The following is a 20010-nucleotide window of genomic DNA, read 5'->3' as shown; positions in this document are numbered from 1 at the left end:
TCGTGGGGGACAAACAGGGCGGTCGCGCGCGCAGGCACAGGCAATACTGGCCCGAAACAAATGTAGGAGCGAGCTTGCTCGCGATGCGCCGCGCGGGCGGCGCTCGATCTCACAGGCACTACAACCCTCAAGGCATGCGCCAAAAGGCCTCAACCCGCATCCGATTCAAACAACCTTTCTAGCTCCACCCGCGCCTCCTTGCCCGTCTGCATCACCTTGGCCCGGTCATCACGCACTTGCCCCTGGGCCTCCAGCACCTCTTCGTCATGCTGGGTAAACCGTGCAATGCGGTCCGCCGCCTGTTCATCGCTCAGGCCCAACCCCACCAGTGCCCGGCGGGCCATTTCCAGGCTGGAGTGGTATGTCTCGCGAATCGGCTCGGCGCCCACATCCGCCAGTTTGTGTACGTGCTGGCGGTTACGCGCCCGGGCCAGCACTTTCAGGTGCGGGTACAGGCGTTTCACCCGTTCAGCGCTACGAATGGCGGCCTCCGGGTCATCGATGGTGATGATGAAGTACTCCGCCTCACCCACCTTGGCCGCATGCAGTACTTCGGGCCGCAGCGGGTTACCGTAGAACACCGGCACCTGTTCGAACATACGGGTCATCTCGATGGCATCCACCGAGGTTTCCAGGGCAACGAACGGGATCTTCTGTGCCCGCAGGATACGTGCGACGATCTGGCCCATGCGGCCCATGCCGGCGATTACCACCCGCGGCGTGCCGGCGTCGATGGCCTTGTAATGGTCGGGCACTTCACGCACTGGCTGCGCGCGTTTGAGGGCACGGGCGCAGCCAATCATGAGCAGTGGGGTGATGGCCATCGACAGGGTAATGGTCATCAGCAGCAGGTCGTAGGTCTGGGTATCGAACAGGCCCTGGTCCTTGCCCAGCTTGAACACCACAAAGGCAAACTCGCCGCCGGCGGCCAGCACCATGCCCAGTTGCAGCGCGCTGGCGCCGCTCAGGCCGCCGGCCAGGCGACCGGTGCCGACCAGCAGCACCAGCTTCACGGCCACCAGCAACAGGGTCAGGCCCAGCACCACCAGCGGCATCTCCAGCAGCAGGTGCAGGTTTGCACCCATCCCGACGCTGATGAAGAACAGCCCCAGCAGCAGGCCCTTGAAGGGTTCGATCTGTGATTCCAGCTCGTGGCGGTATTCCGAGTCTGCCAGCAGCAGGCCGGCGAGGAAGGCGCCCAGGGCCATGGAAATACCGGCTTGTTCCATGAGCCAGGCGGTGCCGATCACCACCAGCAGGGCGGTGGCAGTGGAAACTTCCGGCAGGCCGGTGCGAGCCACGGTGCGGAACACCGGGCGCAACAGGTAGCGGCCGCCGATGATGACCACGGCGATGCTGGCGAATACCTTCAGCCCATTCTCCAGGCTGTCGCCACTGCTGATGTCCGGGCCAGTGGCGGCCAGCAGTGGTACCAAGGCGATCAGCGGGATCGCGGCGATGTCCTGGAACAACAGGATGGCGAACGCCAGACGGCCGTGCGGGGCATTGAGTTGTTTGTTCTCGGCCAGGCTCTGCAGGCCAAGGGCGGTGGACGAAAGCGCCAGGCCCAGACCGAGCACGATGGCCGCGGGCAGCGTCTGGCTGAAGCCGAACAGGGCGATGGCGCCGATAACCGCGCCGGTCAGCAACACTTGGGCAGTGCCGACACCAAACACCGACTTGCGCATCAGCCACAAGCGTTTGGGCGACAGCTCCAGGCCGATGATGAACAGCAGCAAGACCACACCCAGTTCGGAAATGTGCGCCACCCTTTCTGTGTCGTGGACCAGGCCAAGTGCTTGCGGGCCGATGACCACACCGGCGAGCAGGTAGCCGAGCATGGCACCCAGTTGCAAGCGCTTGGCCAGGGGGACGGCGAGGACGGCGGCAAGCAGGAAGATCACCGCAGTTTGCAGAAGGCTGCCTTCGTGTGGCATTGGCTCTTACTCCATGAGCTGCCGGGGCAGCGTTATTACAGGTTGGCCGACGATTCTGGAGGCTGGGGTGGCATTAGACAATCTGATGTCGGGAAGAAACATTGTCCTGAAAAAAGAGACGGTGGCTGTGGTCAGTTGTGTGAGTGGCCCGCGCTCAACCCCCACCAAACTGCGTGCGATACTGCGCCGGCGTCATGCCTATCCGCTCACAGAACACCTTGCGCAAATGCCGGTCGCTGCCAAACCCGCACTGCGCCGCCACAACCTTTAACGGCAGGTCGCTGCCTTCGAGCAGCTTGCGCGCGCGGTCGATGCGCGCATTCTGCAGGTACTGCAGCGGCGTCATTCCCACCTCGCGCAGAAACGTTCGGGCAAAGTTACGCCCGCTCATGGCCACCAGTTCGGCCATTTTCTGCACGGTGAACGCCTGCTCGATGTGGTCGACTATATAGGCCTGCACCCGGGCAATCGGCGAGTCGTCGCGTGGTACCGCAGCCAGCAACGGCCCGTAAGGTGTCTGCCCGCCCTGACGATGACGGGCAACCAGCAGCACCTTGGCCACTTCCAGGGCCAGCGCCTTGCCATGGTCCTCGGCAACCACCGCCAGTGCCAGGTCGATCCCCGCAGTGATACCGCCCGAGGTGATCAGGCAGCGATCCATCACATAAATCTGCTCGGTCTCCACCTTGGCCTCGGGAAACGCTTGTGCCAGGCGCTCCACGTAATTCCAGTGGGTGGTGCAGCGATAGCCATTGAGTAACCCGGCCCGCCCCAGCAGGAACACTCCGGTGCAGATGGCACCGAAGCGTTTGGCCTGGCGCACGGCCTTGGGTAGCCAGCGCTCGATCCCTGGCAATGCGACGGCATAGGCTCCTGGGCCGCCGGGCACCAGCAACAGGTCGACGGCTTCCGGCAAGTCTTCCAGGCGCCGGTCTGCCACTACCTTCAGGCCGCATGAGCCGCGTACCACCGCTTGTCCCTCGGCCAAGGTCAGCAGCCGATATTGCCGTTCTGCTGGCAAGAATCGGTTGGCGATGGCGAATGCATCCATGGGGCCGGTGACATCCAGCAGTAGCACATCGTTGAACAGCACCATGGCCACGGTGCGGTGGGCGGGTTTTTCCTGCATACCTCTTTCGCCTTGAATGCCGGCCGCTGGTAGCGGCCAAAAGCTGAATACGAAACGCATCTTAAGGTATCGGCAAAACGCTCAGGGCCAGCAGCGCACAATTAACAATAATTCAGGTTTGGCTCAGGACTTCGTCATGTGCCGGGGGCGAGACTTTCTGCATTGAACAGGAGAGTCGCCATGTACCCTGGGACGCCCGAAGCGCCGCTGCAAACCCCCGGCGCACTCACGCCCGCGCGGCTGCGCCGGGCCAAGGAGCTGATGTTGCACAGCCCGTTGTCGATCATTGAGATCGCCGCGGTATGCAACCTTACCCGCAGCCATTTTTCCCGCGCTTTCAAAGTCAACACCGGCCTTTCGCCGCAAGCCTGGCGCCTGCTGGCGCGCATGGAAAAGGCCAAGCGCTTGCTCGCCACTGAGGCACCTATCACCCATGTGAGCCTGGAATGCGGCTTTTGTGACCAGGCCCATTTCACCCGCGCGTTCAGCCGCCTGGTCGGCCAGCCACCCAAGGCCTGGCGGCAGGCGCAGGTACTTTCTTAAGCCGAAGCTATCCACCGGTATAACCCCTGCGGACAGTGCCGGCCCGTTATCCCAACCCAAGGAGTCACCCCCATGAGCCAACCCGATTACAAGCGCCTGAACAAAGACGACGCCGTGGTGCTGCTGGTCGACCACCAGACTGGCCTGATCTCGCTGGTGCAGGATTTTTCGCCCAACGAATTCAAGAACAACGTGCTGGCTTTGGGCGACCTGGCCAAGTTCTTTGGCCTGCCGACCATCCTCACCACCAGCTTCGAGCAAGGCCCGAATGGCCCGTTGGTGCCCGAGCTGAAAGAAATGTTTCCAGATGCGCCGTACATTGCCCGTCCGGGCCAGATCAACGCCTGGGACAACGAAGATTTCGTCAAGGCAATCAAGGCCACGGGCCGCAAGCAACTGATCATCGCTGGTGTGGTGACCGATGTGTGCGTGGCTTTCCCGACCCTGTCGGCTCTGGCGGAAGGCTTTGAAGTGTTCGTGGTGACCGATGCCTCGGGCACCTTCAACGAAACCGTGCAGCAAGCGGCTTGGGTGCGCATGACCCAGGCGGGTGCGCAGATGATGAACTGGTTCTCGGTGGCCTGCGAACTGCACCGCGACTGGCGCAACGATATCGAAGGGCTGGGCAACCTGCTGTCGCAGCGTATTCCCAACTACCGCAACCTGATGAACAGCTACGCAGCGCTCGCCTCGCGATGATGTAAACCTGTATCGGCCTCTTCGCGGGTAAACCCGCCCCTACCATGGCTGCGCCGACTGTAGGAGCGGGTTTACCCACGAAGAGGCCGGCACAGGTTATGAGTGGCTCACAGGCAGAAAGAAGCGAATCCGGCATCCACCCAACTGCGACACCAGCGCCTGCAACTGCCCGCCGTGGGCCTGAGCCACCGAACTGCAGATCGCCAAGCCCATCCCCATGCCACCGGTCTTGGTGGTACGAAAAGCATCGAATACACGCTCCCGCTCGTCCGCCATGATCCCCGGCCCGTTGTCGTCCACACAGACCTCCACCCCATCCTCGACCACCGCCGATCCAATCTTCAGCACCCCGTCACTGCGATACCCCGCCAATGCTTCCAAGGCATTGGTAATCAGGTTGAACACCAGCTGCTGCAACTGCACCGGGTCGGCTGTCACGCAGACCCCGGCCTGTAGCTGCGTCTGCACATTCACCTTGCCCTTGGCAGCATCGGCCGAGGTCAGGCGCACCACCTCGCGGATCAATTCGTCCAGCTTCACTGCCTTGAGCTGCATCGGCGACTGCTTGGCCAAGGACCGTAGCGCCCGCACGATGTTGCCGGCCCGTTCGCTGTCATTGCGGATATCTTCCAGGCCGGCAATCGCTTCTTCCAGGTCGGGTTTGGCGCGTTTCAGCCAGCGCAGGCTGGCCGCGGCATTGGAGGCGATGCCCAGGAGCGGCTGGCTGATCTCGTGAGCGATGGACGCTGACAGCTCATTCATCGCCTGCAAGTGCGCACTGCGCGCCAGTTCCGCACGCGAGCGGCGCAACTCAGCCTCCATCTGTGCGCGGATCTGGTTCTCCTCGGCCAGGCGCGTGTAGAACTTGGCCGTTTGTAGCGACACCGCCGCCTGCGAGGCGAGGATCTCCAGCATGGCCAGGCGCTGACTGCCGAACAGGTTCGGCACAAGACGGTTTTCCAGGTACACCAGGCCGATCAGCACGCCCTGGATCACCAGCGGCAGGCACAGCACCGAGCGGGCGTTGCGTGCCTGCAGTTGTTGGCGGAAGGCCTCAGGGCACTCATCAAGGGCATCGTTGAGCACCAGCGGTTTGCGGGTGCGCATGGTGGCGTTGATGACTGACAGCGGTGCCTGGGTCATGAACTTCTGGCAGTTGTCCATGCTCACGTGCAGCCCGGCGTCGTCGATGTGGGCCAGGGCAGCCATCTGGAATTCGGCGCCGCTTACAATCAGCAACACGCCGCGGTCGGCACCGGAGTGCTGGGTCAGATGGCCCATCAGGGTTTCGATCAGGCCTTCGAGCAGCACTTCCTCGGACAGTGCCCGCGCAGCTTCTATGCCGGCTTCGAGGTCCAGCTTGGCCTGGTGGGTGGCGCGATAGGTCTCCTGAATCGGTTGGGTGCGTAGAAACGGATGCAATGTCTCGAGCTGGTGCACCTTGCCGGTCGCGCCCCAGATATGGAAGCAGTCGCGGGCGATGCGCAGGTGCAGGTTGGCGCCGGAGATCAGGCCGTTGGGGATGCACACCTCGGCCAGCTGTTCATGGGCCAGTGCCTGCTCGTGGATGAAACCGGCAGCTGTGGCGGCAATTTGCGCCTGGTCGAAGCAGCGGATCGCGCCCAGGCCGTCGCCTTCGAGCTTGGCGATGACGCCTTCGATCAGCAACTGCTTGCTGCGGAAGGTGGCCGGGTTGAAGCCGGCCCAGCGGCTGAAGCGCTCGCGCAGGGCCTGTAGCTCGCGCAGCTTGTCGGCAAGGCTGCCGTGGGCTTCGGGGCTGCCCAGGGCCAGGCCGCGGAACAGGTGGTAGTCGGCCAGGTTGATGTGCGCCGGTGCCGCCCAGCTGTTGTCACCGGCCAATGCCAGGTCGCGCATGGCCTTCGGGATATTGCCCATGTAAAAGGCGCACATGGCGGCGAACAGGTGTTGGAAGAACCGCGTGGTGGGCGACCTGGAGGGGGCGGCCGGGGCCGGGCAGGGCAGGCCACTCAGGTTGGCGACGAACGCTTGCTGGGCCTGCAGGATCTGCTCGACATCGCGGTAGCCGTGGTGACGCACAGTGGCCAGGCCTTGCGCCACTTCCTCGACCACGTCCGGCAGGTAGCGGCCCATGAACAGCGAATCTGATACCAGATGGTTGCAGGCGTAGCAGCTCATCGCCAGGTCGCCGCTCAGGCGCGCCGAGTCGATGGCATCCAACGTGGTACGTCGGGCGAATTCCATGGGTGAGGTCCAGGCGCTGACCTGGTCCAGGGCCAGCAGCGCACTGGTCAAATCAGCTTCGAAACCGTGTCGCTCGATCAGCTTGAGCGCGGCCAGGCAACAGGCATGGCCATCATGGTAAGCGCCGAAACGTTCGGCAATCATCACCCCGTACCAGGCCATGCCGTAGGTGCTACCTGGGGCAACGCCGTGTAGCAGCGACATTTCCATCAGCTTGGCCAGGTGCAGGAAGCAGATGTCATCCTTCACGAAGAACGATGATGACAGGGTGGCCAACAGGCTAGTGGCAACCGTCACTTCCTCCGATTCGGTGCGCGGTAGCGACTCCAGGCAATGCCGACCTTTCTGTTCGACCAACGCCTGTACATGGGCGTGACTGGCCTCGACCTGTTGCCAGTCGACGCCCCGCACCGGGCTTATACCCAGTAAGTCCAGGCCGCTCAGGGCGCTGTCGATGGCTGCCTGATAGTCACCGCGCAAGGTATACAGCAGTGCCTGCAGCCGGCACGCTCGCGCCTGCTCCAACGCCGAGCGGGCACGCTGTCTGCATTCAGTGAGGCGTGCCTCGGCCGCGATCGTTCGTGACAGTTGCATGTCGCACTCCGTCGCCATGCAGGCGATGGCAAAGCCATGCGTGGCGCGGCTTTCAAGCGTGGCGCCGTGGTGCAGCAACTGCTCGGCGGTGTGCAGGTAGCCTGCGGCCTGCTCGAAGGCGCCGGCGTCGCGTGCGCGTGATGCGGCTTCGCGTAAAAGCTGCAGGAACGCTTCGCAGTCATCCGCTGTAAACCCGCAGGGGGCGGCACGTTGCAGCTGGCTGGCGAGCTCGAACAGCCCCTCCTGCATGTGGTCTGGCCAAGCCTGGCGCATGGCCAGGGCGATGCGTGCATGCAGCGAGGCGCGCTCGTGCTCGGGCGTTAGTGCATAAGCGGCCTCCATCACCCGGTCATGAGTAAAGCCCAAGCCGTTCTGGCCCGGTTGCACGAAACCGGCGCCAATCAAGGTTTTCAACGGTTCGCCTGGCGGCTGGGCGAGCAGCTGGCGAAGCAGGCGCTCATCGCAGTGGCTGCCCGCCGCGCTGACGACCCGCACAAGGTCGCGTTGCGGTGCCGGCAGGCGCCCCAGGCGGTGGACCATCAGGTCGGCCACATTGTCGGAATAGCAGTGCCGGGCCACAGCCTGCAGGCACCACGACCAGCGCATGGCCTGGGTGTCGAAGATGAACAGCTGGTCCTCGACCATGGCCCTGAGGATCTGGTTGATGAAAAACGGGTTGCCCGCCGTTTTGTCGTGCACCAGTTCGGCTAGCTGAAATGCCTCCTCGGGGGCAACGTGGTAGCGCTCGCCAATCAGCTCGGCCACCGCTCCAACGGCCAGCGGCCGCAGGTTCAGCGTGGTGCTGCGCACCGTTGCAGGTATGGCCAGCGGTGCGCTGGTGGTGGGCGTATCGTTGCACCGGGTAAAAATCAGCAGCAGGTTGGCCGGCGCTTCAGCCAGCAGTTGGGCCAACAGTTGTCGGGTGGCGTCGTCGGCCCATTGCAGGTCGTCAAAGAACAGCACCAGCGGTTGGCCAGGCCGGGTGAAAACCTGCAGGAATTCAATGATCGCGTGCAGTTCCTTCTGCAGCGCAAGGCGCGTGGGCTTGGCGGGTAATTGGGGCAGTGGGCCGAGAATCAGTTGCAGGTCCGGGGCCAGCTTGCCGAGCAGGCGGCCATGACCTTTGATGCGGCGCAGGATTTCGCGGCGCAGGGTGTCGAGGTCCTGACTGTTCTTGGCCAGCAACTGGGTGGTCAGGGCGCCGAGTACTTCGATCCAGGGCGTGTAGGGCACAGCTTGGGCTTGGCTGTTGCACTTGCCGACGGCCCAGTAACCTTCGGCGTTGACCTTGAGCGCTGCTTCGACAAGGCTCGACTTGCCCATGCCAGCAGCGCCGTTGATGACCAGGGCTTGTGGTTTGCTGTGGCGATGCAAGGCCCTGAGCAGCAGGGTAATGGCCTTTTGCTCGGCGCCGCGGCCGTACAGGCGTGTGCGGCCAGGCGCTACCGGGTCGGCGCAACCTGGCGTGAAGGGTGCCAGGGTTTTGTGGGCGGCCCACTGCCGCTGGCAGTGAGCCAAGTCCACTGCAAGGGCGCGCGCGCTCTGGTAGCGGGCGTCCGGCTCTTTGGCCAAGGCCTTTGCCAGGATGAGGCTGAGGGGTGGCGGCACGTTGCTGTCCACTTCGCAGGCCGCACGCGGCTGCACACCCGCATGCAGCTGTCGCCAGTGCTGGGTGTCACGCCCGGCCAGTGGCAGCTCGCCCAGCAATAACTGGTAGAGGATCGCGCCCAGGGCATAGATGTCACTGCGTCGGTCGCTGCTGCTACCGTGCGGGCAAACCTGTTCCGGTGCCAGGTAGGCCCAATTGCCGAGCGGGGTGCCCTGTTCGCTGATCCGCTCTGCCGGGTCGGCGCGAAAGAAGCCCAGTCGCACCCGCTGGTGGGCGCCCAGGCACACATGCCCGGGCTGCAGTGTACCGTGCAGCACATTGGCTTCGTGCGCTTGCGCCAACGCGAGGGAGGCGTTCACCGCGATGTCGAGAAACGGCTCCAGCGCCGCAGGGCCTTCCGCGATCAGGTCGGCGACTGAGCGCACGGCCGGGTACACCAGCAATGGGCCTTCAGCCGAGCGCACGAACGCAGAGGGGATCACCGCCCATTGCGGGTCCAGTTGCAGGCGGTAGTCACGTTCCAGGCGCTGACAGGCGGTAGGGGCCTCGAGCGGGGCGCGCACGGCAATCCAAGCCTGATTTGTGGCTGGGTCGCGCAGGCGGAAATAGCTGAGTTCACCTTCCTGGCCCAGCGCGCTGATCTCGCACTGGTTCAGCCAGCCTTCGTCGATTGACTGATCGTAATCGATGGGCCTGTGGGCAAGGCGTTCATCGAGCATAAAGCACCCCCGCTAGCGACATCCTGAGGCGCGAGTATACGCAGCGGGCCCAGCATGAATGCGGGATACAGCCTGCTTGGCAGGAACGGGCACGCTGTTGTCCGTTATCGTCCCCTGAGGGCTGGCGGGCTTTTGTATAGTCCTCAGGCCAACCTATCCCTCGGGATAATTGTCTGAATGCGTATGCTGGCTTAGGCTGCCCATGCAGCGAAAACGCCCGTGCCCGCGCGAGGAAGCCATGATCCGAATAGGCAATGCCCTGGTGTCGCTGGAGCGGCGCGAAGTCTATGTCGACGGCAAGCCGATCCTGTTGGGGGGGCGTGCTTTCGAAGTGCTGGCCACGCTGATCAGGGCCAGGGGCCGCGTGGTCGGCAAGGACGAGCTGTTCAGTCAGGTGTGGGCTGGTACGGTGGTTGAGGACAATAACTTGCAGGTGCAGGTGTCCTTGCTGCGCAAGGCCTTTGGCGACCGCGGCCTGATCCAGACCGTGCCGCGCCGGGGCTACCGTCTGGCCGCGCAGATCAGCCTCGAGGTGCCGGGTCAGGCACTGGGTGGGTCGTTGCTGCACACCATGGCCGAGGCTGTCGAGCCGCTCGATGAGCGCGTGAACGTGCCGGTGCTGGTCGTGGATGACGACCCGTCGGTGCGCACCGCTTTGGGCCGGCTGTTGCGCTCGCAGGACATCCCGCATCACTTGTTTGCCAGCGCCGAGGCCCTGTTCGAGGCCCGCCTGGAAACCCCCTGTGCCTGCCTGCTGCTGGACATGCACTTGCCGGGTACAAGCGGCCTGGAGGTACAGGATGCGCTGTGCCGGCTGGCGCTGCCCTGGCCGATCGTGTTCATGACCGGCTTCGGCACCATCCCGATGACAGTCCAGGCCATGCGCGCCGGAGCGGTGGAGTTCCTGACCAAGCCGTTCGATGAAGACCAGTTGCTGACCTTGTTGCAGACAGTGCGCGCCCGTGCCGTGGCCGAAGGCCGCAAGTGGCTCCATGCGCGGCAGGTCGAGGAAAAGTACCAGCGCCTGACTCAGCGTGAGCGCCAGGTCTTCTCGCTGGTGGTAGGCGGCTTGTCGCACAAGCAGATTGCCAGGCAGATCGGCACCAGTGAGGTGACGACCAAGGTGCACAAGAAGAACATCATGAACAAGATGCAGTCCCGCTCGCTGCTGGAGCTTGCGGCCATGCACAACCTTCTCGGCGCGCGGTCTGAGAGCCTGGGCAGCGCATGAGCAGAGTGGTGTGCATCGTCGACGATGATGCCTCGGTGCGCAAAAGCCTGGCCAACCTGCTGCGCTCGGCGGGGTTCGAGACCTTGTCGTTTTCCGCCGCGGACGCCTTCCTGGCCTCGCCACTGGCGGGCGAGGCGGGCTGTGTGTTGCTGGACCTGAAGATGCCGGGGATGAGCGGGCTGGAGGTACAGCGTGAGCTGGCACGGCGGGGGTGGCGCTTGCCGGTGATCTGCATGTCGGCACATTGGGACGATGGCTCGGTAAGGGCAGCGATGGGCCTTGGGGCACTGGCCTGCCTGGGCAAGCCGTTCTCTGAAGAGGTGCTGCTGAAGGCGGTTGAAGAGGCTTTGGCCGGCGGTCAGTGAGGTATGGCTGTGCCGGCCTCTTCGCGGGTAAGCCCGCTCCTGCAGAGGCATCACAGCCTGGACAATCTAACTGCTCCCTGGCCGGTACTGCAGGGCCTCGGCCAGGTGCGCCCGGCCTATCGTCTCGCATCCCTCCAGGTCCGCCAGTGTCCGCGCCACCTTCAACAACCGGTGCGCCGCCCGTAACGACAAGGTCAGCCGCTCGCAGGCCCCTTCCAGCCAGACTTGGTCCGCCGCTACCAACCCACAGTGGTGCCTTAAACCTTCAAGGTCGAGAAATGCATTCGCACACCCTTGTCGGCTGTGCTGCAGCTCCCGCGCTTCAGCCACCCTGACGGCGACATCGGCACTGGTTTCACCGCAAGGCTGGTTGTTCAATGTAGTGCTCTCGCGAGCCACGGTCAGGTGCAGGTCGATGCGGTCCAGCAGTGGCCCGGACAGTTTGTTGCGATAGCGCGCGATCTGCTCGGTGCTGCAGCGGCAGCGGCCAGTGGGGTCGCCCAGGTAGCCGCAAGGGCAGGGGTTCATCGCCGCCACCAACTGGAAGCGCGCGGGGAAACGCACCTTGTCGCGGGCACGGGCAATCACGATTTCACCTGACTCCAGTGGCTCGCGAAGCACTTCCAGTACGCGCCGCTCGAACTCTGGAAGTTCGTCGAGAAACAACACGCCGTGATGGGCGAGCGTGATTTCACCTGGTTGCGGTCGGCTACCGCCACCGACCAGCGCCGGGCCGGACGCAGAGTGATGGGGGTGACGAAAGGGCCGCTGTGGCCAGCTGTTCAGCGGCGCTTTCCCGCTGACTGACTGGATTGCCGCCACTTCCAGCGCTTCGTGCTCGTCCAGCGGTGGCAGCAGCCCGGGCAGGCGGCTGGCGAGCAAGGTTTTGCCGGTGCCGGGCGGCCCGGTGAACAGCAGGTTGTGCGCCCCGGCCGCAGCCAGCAGCAAGGCACGCTTGGCTGCCAGTTGGCCCTGCACTTCGCTCAGGTCCGGGTAGGGGCGTTGCTGCAGGATCAGGCCGTTGGCTGCGTAGGGCGGCAGCGGCACCTGGCCGTTCAGGTGGGCGACCAACTCCAGCAGGTGGCCCACCGCATATACCACCAACCCGCCGGCCAGGCTGGCTTCCTCGGCATTTTCCCGTGGTACCACCAGCGCCCGGCCTGCTTCGCGTGCCGCCAGTGCCGCAGGCAGCACACCCTGCACCGGGCGCAATTTCCCCGACAGCGCCAGTTCGCCCAGGCATTCCATATCGGCTAGGGTGGCAATCGGCACCTGGCCGTCGGCGGCGAGGATGCCTAGGGCGATGGCCAGGTCATATCGGCCGCCATCCTTGGGCAGGTCGGCGGGGGCGAGGTTCTGGGTAATGCGCCGCTGCGGGTACTTCAGCCCGGAGTTGACGATGGCGCTGCGCACCCGGTCCTTGCTTTCCTTGACTGTGGTTTCCGGCAGGCCGACCAGGGTGAGATGAGGCAGGCCGTTGGCCAGGTGGGTTTCGACGCTGACCGCCGGTGCCTGCACGCCTACCTGGGCGCGGCTGTGGACGAGGGCTAGGGACATGAACACTCCGTTGTTGCTGGAAAATGCCGCTTCCTGCGGCTGGGCAAAGAATAGCCAGTGCTGCCAACGCTGGCGCAACAAGTGTGCGTCGTGGTTTTTCAGGGCAGGGGTTTTCCCTGCGTTTTCATGGGCTTCGGCAAAAATGGATCCAATAGGTTTCGCGCAGGTACCAGCTATGGCTTAGTGTTATGGGCAAATTGCCTTGCGCCGGAGCTTGCGGTGTTCGGCACACCTGTAGCGGTAGAGGAAGGAAATCTGGAACATGATCTGCTTGATGATATACGCCGTTGTGCCCCGGCCATTTCATCGTGTTAGCGCCGGAGGTTGACGAACGAATGAGCTCATTACGGCTTGGCCGCACCGAACACCGCGCTCATCTGGTTAATGCGTTTCGGTACCGGAGCACAGTTCCATCAGTCGCAAGCTAGCTTCTGCTATGGCACTCGTGCGTGAGTCTGATGATTAAAATTCGGCCATTTTCTGTATAGAGCCACACCGAGACACTTAACTGCAAACTATCTTATAGATGTTTTGCAAGTCTTCGTATGGCCCCTTAGCCGAAAGGGGGTATGGTGAAATGACGCAAATAAACCGTGAAAGGGCATAGTTTCGTTTCCAGCATGTTCGCTGCGTCCCACGGATACTGTTCTATAGGTTCCAAATAAAATGTCGCAGTTTAGATTCCCTCATAGCCGCCCTGTTTCTAATTTTGCGCACTGTCGACCCGACCAGTGAACCTAACTTTCGCAGCTGCCTAATTATTTTCCATTCATGCAGGCAAAGATTAAAAACGAGGCTAGCATAAGATTCCACAACACAACCAATAGACACCGCATCGCCATCGGGAACCTATCTACCTCCCTTGAATCAACCAGCCCTCTATACACGAATACCTTTGGCATAGTCAGCAATATCGACACCGTGCAGATCCGCATGACACGCCCAATCAAGCCCGCCCGCGAATACAGGTTTTTATTGCCCGTCACAAAGCTGGAGTTGGAAAGCATGGTTTCTATAAGCTCTAGATAACGATACGATAAATACACTAACACCAAGAGCGATAGTGTCGCCAAAACAAAGCAGCTCAATACAACTAGTTCTACAGTAGTGATTGTCATAGATTTACACTGCGATAAAGTATGTCACCAAAACATTCCCCGCCTTGTCCACCCTTGTCCCCACCAATCTTGCCACCTAAAGTCCCACCCAATACAGCACAAGCTAACGCACCACTGCCATTTTTAAAATGGTCAGGGTGGTATTCAGCTTGATGTGGATGTCGCAGCGTTCTAACGAGTCGTATCTAGTCCGAATCCTCGCAGCTATTTCGAAAACCTGCTGCCGCCGCCGCTCTGCACCGGGCGCAATTTCCCCGACAGGCCGTTGGTCAGGTGGGTTTCGACGCTGACCGCCGGTGCCTGCACGCCTACCTGGGCGCGGCTGTGGACGAGGGCTAGGGACATGAACACTCCGTTGTTGCTGGAAAATGCCGCTTCCTGCGGCTGGGCAAAGAATAGCCAGTGCTGCCACGGCAGGCGCAACAAGTGTGCGTCGTGGTTTTTCAGGGCAGGGGTTCTCCCTGCGTTTTCATGGGTTTCGGCAAAAATGGATCCAATTGGCTTTGCGCAGTCGTCAGGTATGACTTAGTGTTGTTGGGCAACCGCAGTTGCCATGGGATGGCACTGCTTCTTCTTTCAAATGGATTTGAGGTATTGCTCCGTGCAAACGCTCACCCGCACGCACAAGGTAATTCGCGAACTGGTGCAGGCCAGTGCATTCATTGAGCTCAACCGCTTTTTCGACAGGCTCGAGGCTCAGTGGCGCCAAGCCCCGCCCGGCGAGTTCCCGGCCTACCTGGCGGCCATTGAAGGGCACATGCTGCTCGATCAGGAAAACAAGAGTGACAGGGCGCTGAGCCAAGTGCTCAGAGCCTGGATTGACGCCTGCCCCAGGGCTTACCACCCACAAGTGGTAATGGGCATGCACTGCTTCCACCGCGCCTGCCAGGTGCAGGTTGATGGCCCACGCAACGCTGCACGCTTGCTGGCTGTTGCGCAAATTTGTGAATCCGCCACCGCGCACCTGTTGCGTGCAATGGACCGTGCTGCGCGCCCCGTGGCAGCGGCCATTGGCATGCTGCGAATCAGTGCGCAGTTCCATGAGCCAGGTTGGTTGCTCCAACTGTTTCAGGGGGAGCCTGCACGCTTCAGGCCCAGTGCACATGCCGATGTAGAGGTGCAGGAAGCTGCAGCGCCGTTGCTGGTGAGGCATGGGTTGTTGGCCTTGGCCGAGCTGCCACAGGCGCTGCCGCTCTACCTGGGCAAGCGGGTCGATCATGAACACGAAGATCCTCGCCATTACTGGCTGCGCCATGCGCTGATTGCCCGCCCCGGTTGCTTCGAAGCGATCCAGGCCCTTGCTGTGTACCTGCTGCCCCACTGGGGCGGCAGCCTCGATGCGTTCGAGCTGTTGATCAGTGGCCCCTTATGCGCAACCTGGGACGAGCGCTTGCGTAATGCGCTGCGCTGGATGGCCGTCGAAGGCCGCCTGATGCTGCCACACGCTGCCCCGTTGCAGACCGTCACCGACTGGCAGCAGGTGGTCGAAGACTGGTCAGAGCGCCCGTTAAGGCCCAGAGAGCGTACCGTCGTTTTGGCATGGCGGGGGGCGCTGCGCAGCAGGGTATCGGGAGACCATGCTGGCGCTATGCGCGACTTTGCCGCGAGCTTGGCGTGCAATGCCGATCTCGGCGCCATCCGCGCCATGGGCGTGCCTTTTCGCTGTTTGGTCGAGCTGATACTGCGTGATGGTATGGCAGATGAGAAGCAACTGTTACACGGCGCCATTGAGCGCCTGTGTGACGGCCGTTCACATGCTGCTGCCTGTGCATTGCGCGCGGCCGGGCACCGTTTCGGGCTGTGGGCGCTGCCACGCTCGGCCGAGCAGGCAAGGCTATGGTTGCAACGGGCGGTGAATCGCCAGTGCGCGGGTCAGGCACCGGGGTTCGAAGTGCTTGAAGTGGCACGGTTGCTGTGGGCAGCCAACCGCCATGAAGTGGCCTGCTACCTGTATGAACGCTGCGCCGAACTGAACCTGCCGGGTGCTGCCTTAGCCTTGTATGAACTGCACCATGGCGGCCTGGCCAACACCCCGGCGCATTACCTGGATGACGAGGCAGCCGGGTATTGGCTGCAGCGTGCGGTGGAGGCGGGCAGCAGGCAGGCCAAGTACAACCTCGCCTGCCTGCGCATGGATGGCGATGAGGATTTGAACGAGCGCAGTGCCATGCTGGCGGTCAGGCGACTGCTTGTCGACGCGCTGGGCAACCCGCAGATCAACGCGCGTGCGCGTTTGCATCTGGGGATTCTGTTACGCCGGTTTGGTGAAGTGCAGGAGCGGACCGAGGCGGTTGCTTATCTGCTGAGCCTGGTCGAGCACCCGGACCCGTGGCTTGCCGGGCGTGCCTGCGCCGAACTGGGGCTGGCCTGGATGCAGGGGCGTGGCACCCGCAAGCAAAGCCGCTTTGCCGCCATCGAATGGGTCAACCGAGCGGTCAGCTTGCAGCCACGGGATACGGCCATTGGTGATATCCAGGCCGAGATCCTCAATTCGCACAACCGGGTGAAGACGCTGTTTACTCAGTGCGGGGCGGCGTTGTTCCGCGGCACACTGCATGCAAGTGAGCTACCACCGAAACAGGCCTTCCCCCACACCGGGTCGTTGCGGGTTCAGCCTGCATCGAACCGTCTCAGGCACGTACATAGACCCAGGCTGTCAGGCCCGATGCAAGGGTGACGGCAACGCGCTTGTAGTCGGCAACTTCATAGCGGTCCGCCGCTGCCAGTTCGTCTTCGCTGATCTGGAAGACCATGCCGGCCACGCTGTCGTTGGCCTGGCCGCTGGGGGAAACGATGGGATGATGGGACTTGCCGCTGGTCGCCAGTACGCCAGGGTCGGTGATCTCGACCCAGTCCAGGCGGTAGCCCGGCATACGGTCGGCCTGGCCGTTCAGCTCACGGCCAAAGTTGGCCAGTTGCACGGCTTTATCCTGCAAGGTGCCGTAGGAAAACAACAGTACCGGGTATGCGCTGGAGGGCTGCATTCACTCATCCTGTGAGGTTGGGTTCAGCCGGGCTTCCAGTTCGGCTACCTGTTTTTCCAAGGCCTCGAGGCGTGCGCGGGTACGCGCCAGTACGACCATCTGGCTGTCGAATTCGTCACGGCTGACCAGGTCCAGCTTGCTGAAGGCGCCTTGCATCAACACTTTGAACTGGCTTTCCAGTTCCGCACGGGGCTGGGCGGCATCGCTGCTGAACAGGCGCGAGGCCTGGTCGCTCAGGGCATCGAGAAGGGCTTTGGGCGCGAGCATGGGGCTGTCCACTGAAACGGAGAAATGGCCGCCAGTGTAGCACGCACAAACCTGGCGCCTGAGTGCACATTGGCCTTCGTAGGAGCCGGTTTACCCGCGAAGAAGACACCGCGGTGGATGGCACGAGCTTCGCCCGTGTTCGCGGGCAAGCCCGCTCCCACAGGAATCGCGCCAACTTTTAGAAATTGAGCAAGACAGTTGCTCCCAAAGAATGATCTGCGGTTTCTAATCCGTTGCACATTTTTCGCGCAACTTGCCCCGCTGCTGCGCACCGAAATTGTGCATGTTTCCCATGCTGGCGACTGGCCAATCCCGACCAAATCACATAACGCGCTGTTTTTCGGCGCTTTGTCGGAACTGGCAAGGTTTCTGCAATGACCTGTACGAGCCATGCACTGAAGCAGTTCCTTGTGACCAGGCAGTGCGCACGCGGAGCCGGATGCCGACGACGCGTTACAAAGCCAACCGCTGCGCTTAGACTTGAGACGGGTTTGTTTTCCTGGGGCAAGTCCACCAAATCGGGAGAGAGTTTCATGAAGCTAGTCACAGCCATCATCAAGCCGTTCAAGCTGGACGACGTGCGCGAGTCGCTGTCGGAAATCGGCGTGCAGGGCATCACCGTCACTGAAGTCAAAGGCTTCGGTCGGCAGAAGGGCCACACCGAGCTGTATCGCGGTGCTGAATATGTGGTCGATTTCCTGCCCAAGGTGAAGATCGATGTCGCCATCGATGACAAGGACCTTGATCGGGTAATCGAAGCCATCACCAAGGCAGCCAACACCGGCAAGATCGGTGACGGCAAGATTTTCGTGGTGAATCTGGAGCAGGCAATCCGCATCCGTACCGGCGAAACCGATACCGACGCGATTTAAGCAGCAACAAAGCCTCACCAAACCCAACGCCCCAGGAGAAAACAACATGACTCTGCGTAAGATCGCAGGGCTAGGAGCCCTATTGTCCCTCGTAATGCCCGGGCTTGCCCTGGCAGAGGAAGCTGCCCCAGCGCTGAACTCCGGCGACACCGCCTGGATGCTGACCGCAACGGCGCTGGTGCTGTTCATGACCATTCCGGGCCTGGCCCTGTTCTATGGCGGCATGGTGCGTTCCAAGAACGTGCTGTCGGTGATGATGCAGTGCTTTGCAATTACCGGCCTGATGAGCATTCTCTGGGTCATTTACGGCTACAGCATGGCCTTCGATACCGCCGGTATGGAAAAGGGCGTGCTCAACTTCAACTCCTTCGTTGGCGGCTTCTCCAAGGCCTTCCTCAGCGGCGTCACGCCTGACAGCCTGACCTCGGCCACCGCGCTGTTCCCTGAAGCGGTGTTCATCACCTTCCAGATGACGTTCGCCATCATCACCCCGGCATTGATCGTCGGCGCCTTTGCCGAGCGCATGAAGTTCTCGGCGATGCTGGTATTCATGGGTATCTGGTTCACCCTGGTGTATGCGCCGATCGCCCACATGGTATGGAGCGGTGACGGTGCCCTGATGTGGGACTGGGGCGTACTGGACTTCGCTGGCGGCACCGTGGTGCACATCAACGCCGGTATCGCAGGCCTGGTCTGCTGCCTGGTACTGGGCAAGCGCAAAGGCTACCCGACCACCCCGATGGCCCCGCACAACCTCGGCTATACCCTGATGGGCGCGGCGATGCTGTGGATCGGCTGGTTCGGCTTCAACGCAGGCTCTGCTGCTGCCGCCAACGGCACTGCCGGCATGGCCATGCTGGTCACTCAGATCGCTACCGCCGCCGCCGCACTGGGCTGGATGTTCGCCGAGTGGATCGGTCACGGTAAGCCAAGTGCGCTGGGCATCGCTTCGGGCGTGGTGGCTGGCCTGGTCGCCATCACCCCGGCTGCGGGCACCGTCGGGCCGATTGGCGCGCTGATCATCGGCCTGGTTTCGGGTGTGCTCTGCTACTTCTGCGCCACCACGCTCAAGCGCAAACTCGGCTATGACGATTCGCTGGATGCCTTCGGCGTGCACGGTGTTGGCGGCATCATCGGTGCCATCCTCACGGGTGTGTTCGCAGCCCCGGCACTGGGTGGCTTCGGTACCGTCACCGACATCGGCATGCAAGTCTGGATCCAGGCCAAGGGTGTGATTTTCACTGTGGTCTACACCGCCATCGTCACCTACGTGATCCTCAAGGTGCTGGATGTTGTGATGGGCCTGCGGGTCAACGAAGAAGAAGAGTCGGTCGGCCTCGACCTGGCTCAGCACAACGAACGCGGCTACAACCTGTAACTGCGACGCGGTAAAAACTTGCCCGGCTTGCCGGGCATTTTTTTGCCAGTTTTTCAGCATTTCCCGCACGGCAAACGGTTTATTCGACACGTTCGTGACGTAGGTAAAAAACTTACAAGTCGCAGGGCGTTTATGGTGCTTTGCTTTTTCTACGGGCGCGCTAGAATGCGCGCCGAAGGGTGTTTGACGAGTAGTCCACACACTTCGCCAGCCTTTGCTAGGCTTGCCAATAGCGTGTGGCCAGCAGGGGCTCATGGATTTGTCAGGTCCTGCCAGGAGCAGGGCCTGCTGGGTACCGCCTCCCATCAGGAGTGCCGACCCAAGGGCAGTGGCCTAACCCACGGCCAGTTGAATTTTCACTGGTGGCTGCCGGTCTACGGCTGCACTGGTCTATAACCAACCTGCTTTTCGCAAGTCATGAGGTAGAACATGAGCGACGACGATCTGGAAAATGATGACCTCGAAGTAGGCGACGAAGACGAGGGTGATGAGGTCCTTGAAGGGGCGGCTGACGACGGCGTGGAAGACGCTGGCGATGACGACAGCAGCCCGGCACCCGTTGCCAAGGGCAAATCCAAGGCAGCAGTCTCGGTAGACGAGATGCCGAGCATGGAAGCCAAGCAGAAAGAGCGTGATGCACTGGCCAAGGCGATGGAAGAATTCCTTTCTCGCGGTGGCAAGGTGCAGGAAGTCGAGGCCAACGTGGTCGCTGACCCGCCCAAGAAGCCAGACAACAAGTACGGCAGCCGCCCTATCTGAGTGGCTGATCGCAAAAAAGCCCGCCG

14 protein-coding genes and 1 pseudogene are annotated in these 20010 nt (G+C 62.2%); 8 read left to right on the top strand and 7 right to left on the bottom strand.

Annotated elements, in window-relative coordinates; all coding sequences use genetic code 11:
- Positions 1-149: 149 nt before the first annotated feature.
- Together ACF8EA_RS08015 and ACF8EA_RS08010 are read right to left on the bottom strand one after the other, a co-directional pair.
- The gene (locus ACF8EA_RS08015) at positions 150-1937 is read right to left on the bottom strand and encodes a monovalent cation:proton antiporter-2 (CPA2) family protein (RefSeq protein WP_101196338.1); all 1788 of its coding nucleotides are present in this window, start codon (positions 1935-1937) and stop codon (positions 150-152) included.
- Positions 1938-2091: 154 nt separating this feature from the next.
- The gene (locus ACF8EA_RS08010; protein ID WP_021784863.1) at positions 2092-3066 is read right to left on the bottom strand and encodes a GlxA family transcriptional regulator; all 975 of its coding nucleotides are present in this window, start codon (positions 3064-3066) and stop codon (positions 2092-2094) included.
- Between the two features lie 180 nt (positions 3067-3246).
- Between ACF8EA_RS08010 and ACF8EA_RS08005 the strand changes: the two genes are divergently transcribed.
- Positions 3247-3609 carry an AraC family transcriptional regulator gene (locus tag ACF8EA_RS08005; RefSeq protein ID WP_012054076.1) on the top strand — a complete coding sequence of 121 codons (363 nt, stop codon included), beginning with the start codon at positions 3247-3249 and terminating at the stop codon, positions 3607-3609.
- Positions 3610-3681: 72 nt separating this feature from the next.
- Positions 3682-4308 carry an isochorismate family cysteine hydrolase YcaC gene (gene ycaC / locus ACF8EA_RS08000; protein WP_003253573.1) on the top strand — a complete coding sequence of 209 codons (627 nt, stop codon included), beginning with the start codon at positions 3682-3684 and terminating at the stop codon, positions 4306-4308.
- 96 nt (positions 4309-4404) lie between these two features.
- On the opposite strand, the gene ACF8EA_RS07995 is transcribed toward ycaC, so the two are convergent.
- The gene (locus ACF8EA_RS07995) at positions 4405-9453 is read right to left on the bottom strand and encodes an AAA family ATPase (RefSeq protein WP_392521464.1); all 5049 of its coding nucleotides are present in this window, start codon (positions 9451-9453) and stop codon (positions 4405-4407) included.
- Positions 9454-9691: 238 nt separating this feature from the next.
- Between ACF8EA_RS07995 and ACF8EA_RS07990 the strand changes: the two genes are divergently transcribed.
- Both ACF8EA_RS07990 and ACF8EA_RS07985 read left to right on the top strand, forming a co-directional pair.
- On the top strand, positions 9692-10684 hold the full coding sequence (locus ACF8EA_RS07990) for a response regulator (RefSeq protein ID WP_021784861.1): 993 nt from the start codon (positions 9692-9694) through the stop codon (positions 10682-10684).
- Positions 10681-11049 carry a response regulator transcription factor gene (locus tag ACF8EA_RS07985; protein WP_392521462.1) on the top strand — a complete coding sequence of 123 codons (369 nt, stop codon included), beginning with the start codon at positions 10681-10683 and terminating at the stop codon, positions 11047-11049. The genes ACF8EA_RS07990 and ACF8EA_RS07985 overlap by 4 nt, the downstream gene beginning before the upstream one ends.
- 66 nt (positions 11050-11115) lie before the next feature.
- On the opposite strand, the gene ACF8EA_RS07980 is transcribed toward ACF8EA_RS07985, so the two are convergent.
- Together ACF8EA_RS07980 and ACF8EA_RS07975 are read right to left on the bottom strand one after the other, a co-directional pair.
- Positions 11116-12606, bottom strand: a complete 1491-nt coding sequence (locus tag ACF8EA_RS07980) for a YifB family Mg chelatase-like AAA ATPase (protein ID WP_392521460.1) — start codon at positions 12604-12606, stop codon at positions 11116-11118.
- A 1376-nt stretch (positions 12607-13982) separates the two neighbouring features.
- A pseudogene (locus ACF8EA_RS07975) lies at positions 13983-14069 on the bottom strand (magnesium chelatase); the annotation flags it as partial.
- Positions 14070-14325: 256 nt separating this feature from the next.
- Between ACF8EA_RS07975 and ACF8EA_RS07970 the strand changes: the two are divergent.
- Positions 14326-16401 carry a DUF4034 domain-containing protein gene (locus tag ACF8EA_RS07970; protein ID WP_101196402.1) on the top strand — a complete coding sequence of 692 codons (2076 nt, stop codon included), beginning with the start codon at positions 14326-14328 and terminating at the stop codon, positions 16399-16401.
- On the opposite strand, the gene ACF8EA_RS07965 is transcribed toward ACF8EA_RS07970, so the two are convergent.
- Positions 16355-16708 (bottom strand): gamma-glutamylcyclotransferase family protein, encoded by a 354-nt coding sequence (locus ACF8EA_RS07965; protein WP_021783507.1) that lies wholly within the window; start codon positions 16706-16708, stop codon positions 16355-16357. The genes ACF8EA_RS07970 and ACF8EA_RS07965 overlap by 47 nt on opposite strands.
- A complete protein-coding gene (locus ACF8EA_RS07960) occupies positions 16709-16975 on the bottom strand; it encodes an accessory factor UbiK family protein (protein ID WP_003253640.1) in 267 nt (88 codons plus the stop codon).
- 533 nt (positions 16976-17508) lie between these two features.
- On the opposite strand from ACF8EA_RS07960, the gene glnK reads away from it, so the two are divergent.
- From glnK to sutA, 3 genes are all read left to right on the top strand, one after another.
- Positions 17509-17847: a P-II family nitrogen regulator gene (glnK, locus tag ACF8EA_RS07955; protein ID WP_002555808.1), complete on the top strand. Its 339-nt coding sequence runs from the start codon at positions 17509-17511 to the stop codon at positions 17845-17847.
- 46 nt (positions 17848-17893) lie between these two features.
- Positions 17894-19225: an ammonium transporter gene (locus ACF8EA_RS07950; RefSeq protein ID WP_392521458.1), complete on the top strand. Its 1332-nt coding sequence runs from the start codon at positions 17894-17896 to the stop codon at positions 19223-19225.
- Between the two features lie 429 nt (positions 19226-19654).
- Positions 19655-19984: a transcriptional regulator SutA gene (sutA, locus tag ACF8EA_RS07945; RefSeq protein ID WP_003253643.1), complete on the top strand. Its 330-nt coding sequence runs from the start codon at positions 19655-19657 to the stop codon at positions 19982-19984.
- The last annotated feature ends 26 nt before the right edge of the window (positions 19985-20010 follow it).

It is taken from the genome of Pseudomonas sp. YQ_5 (assembly GCF_043103305.1).
Taxonomy (GTDB): Bacteria; Pseudomonadota; Gammaproteobacteria; order Pseudomonadales; family Pseudomonadaceae; genus Aquipseudomonas; species Aquipseudomonas putida_Y.
The sequence above is the reverse complement of the archived record's forward strand: the minus strand, read 5'-3'. Positions and strand labels throughout refer to the sequence as shown.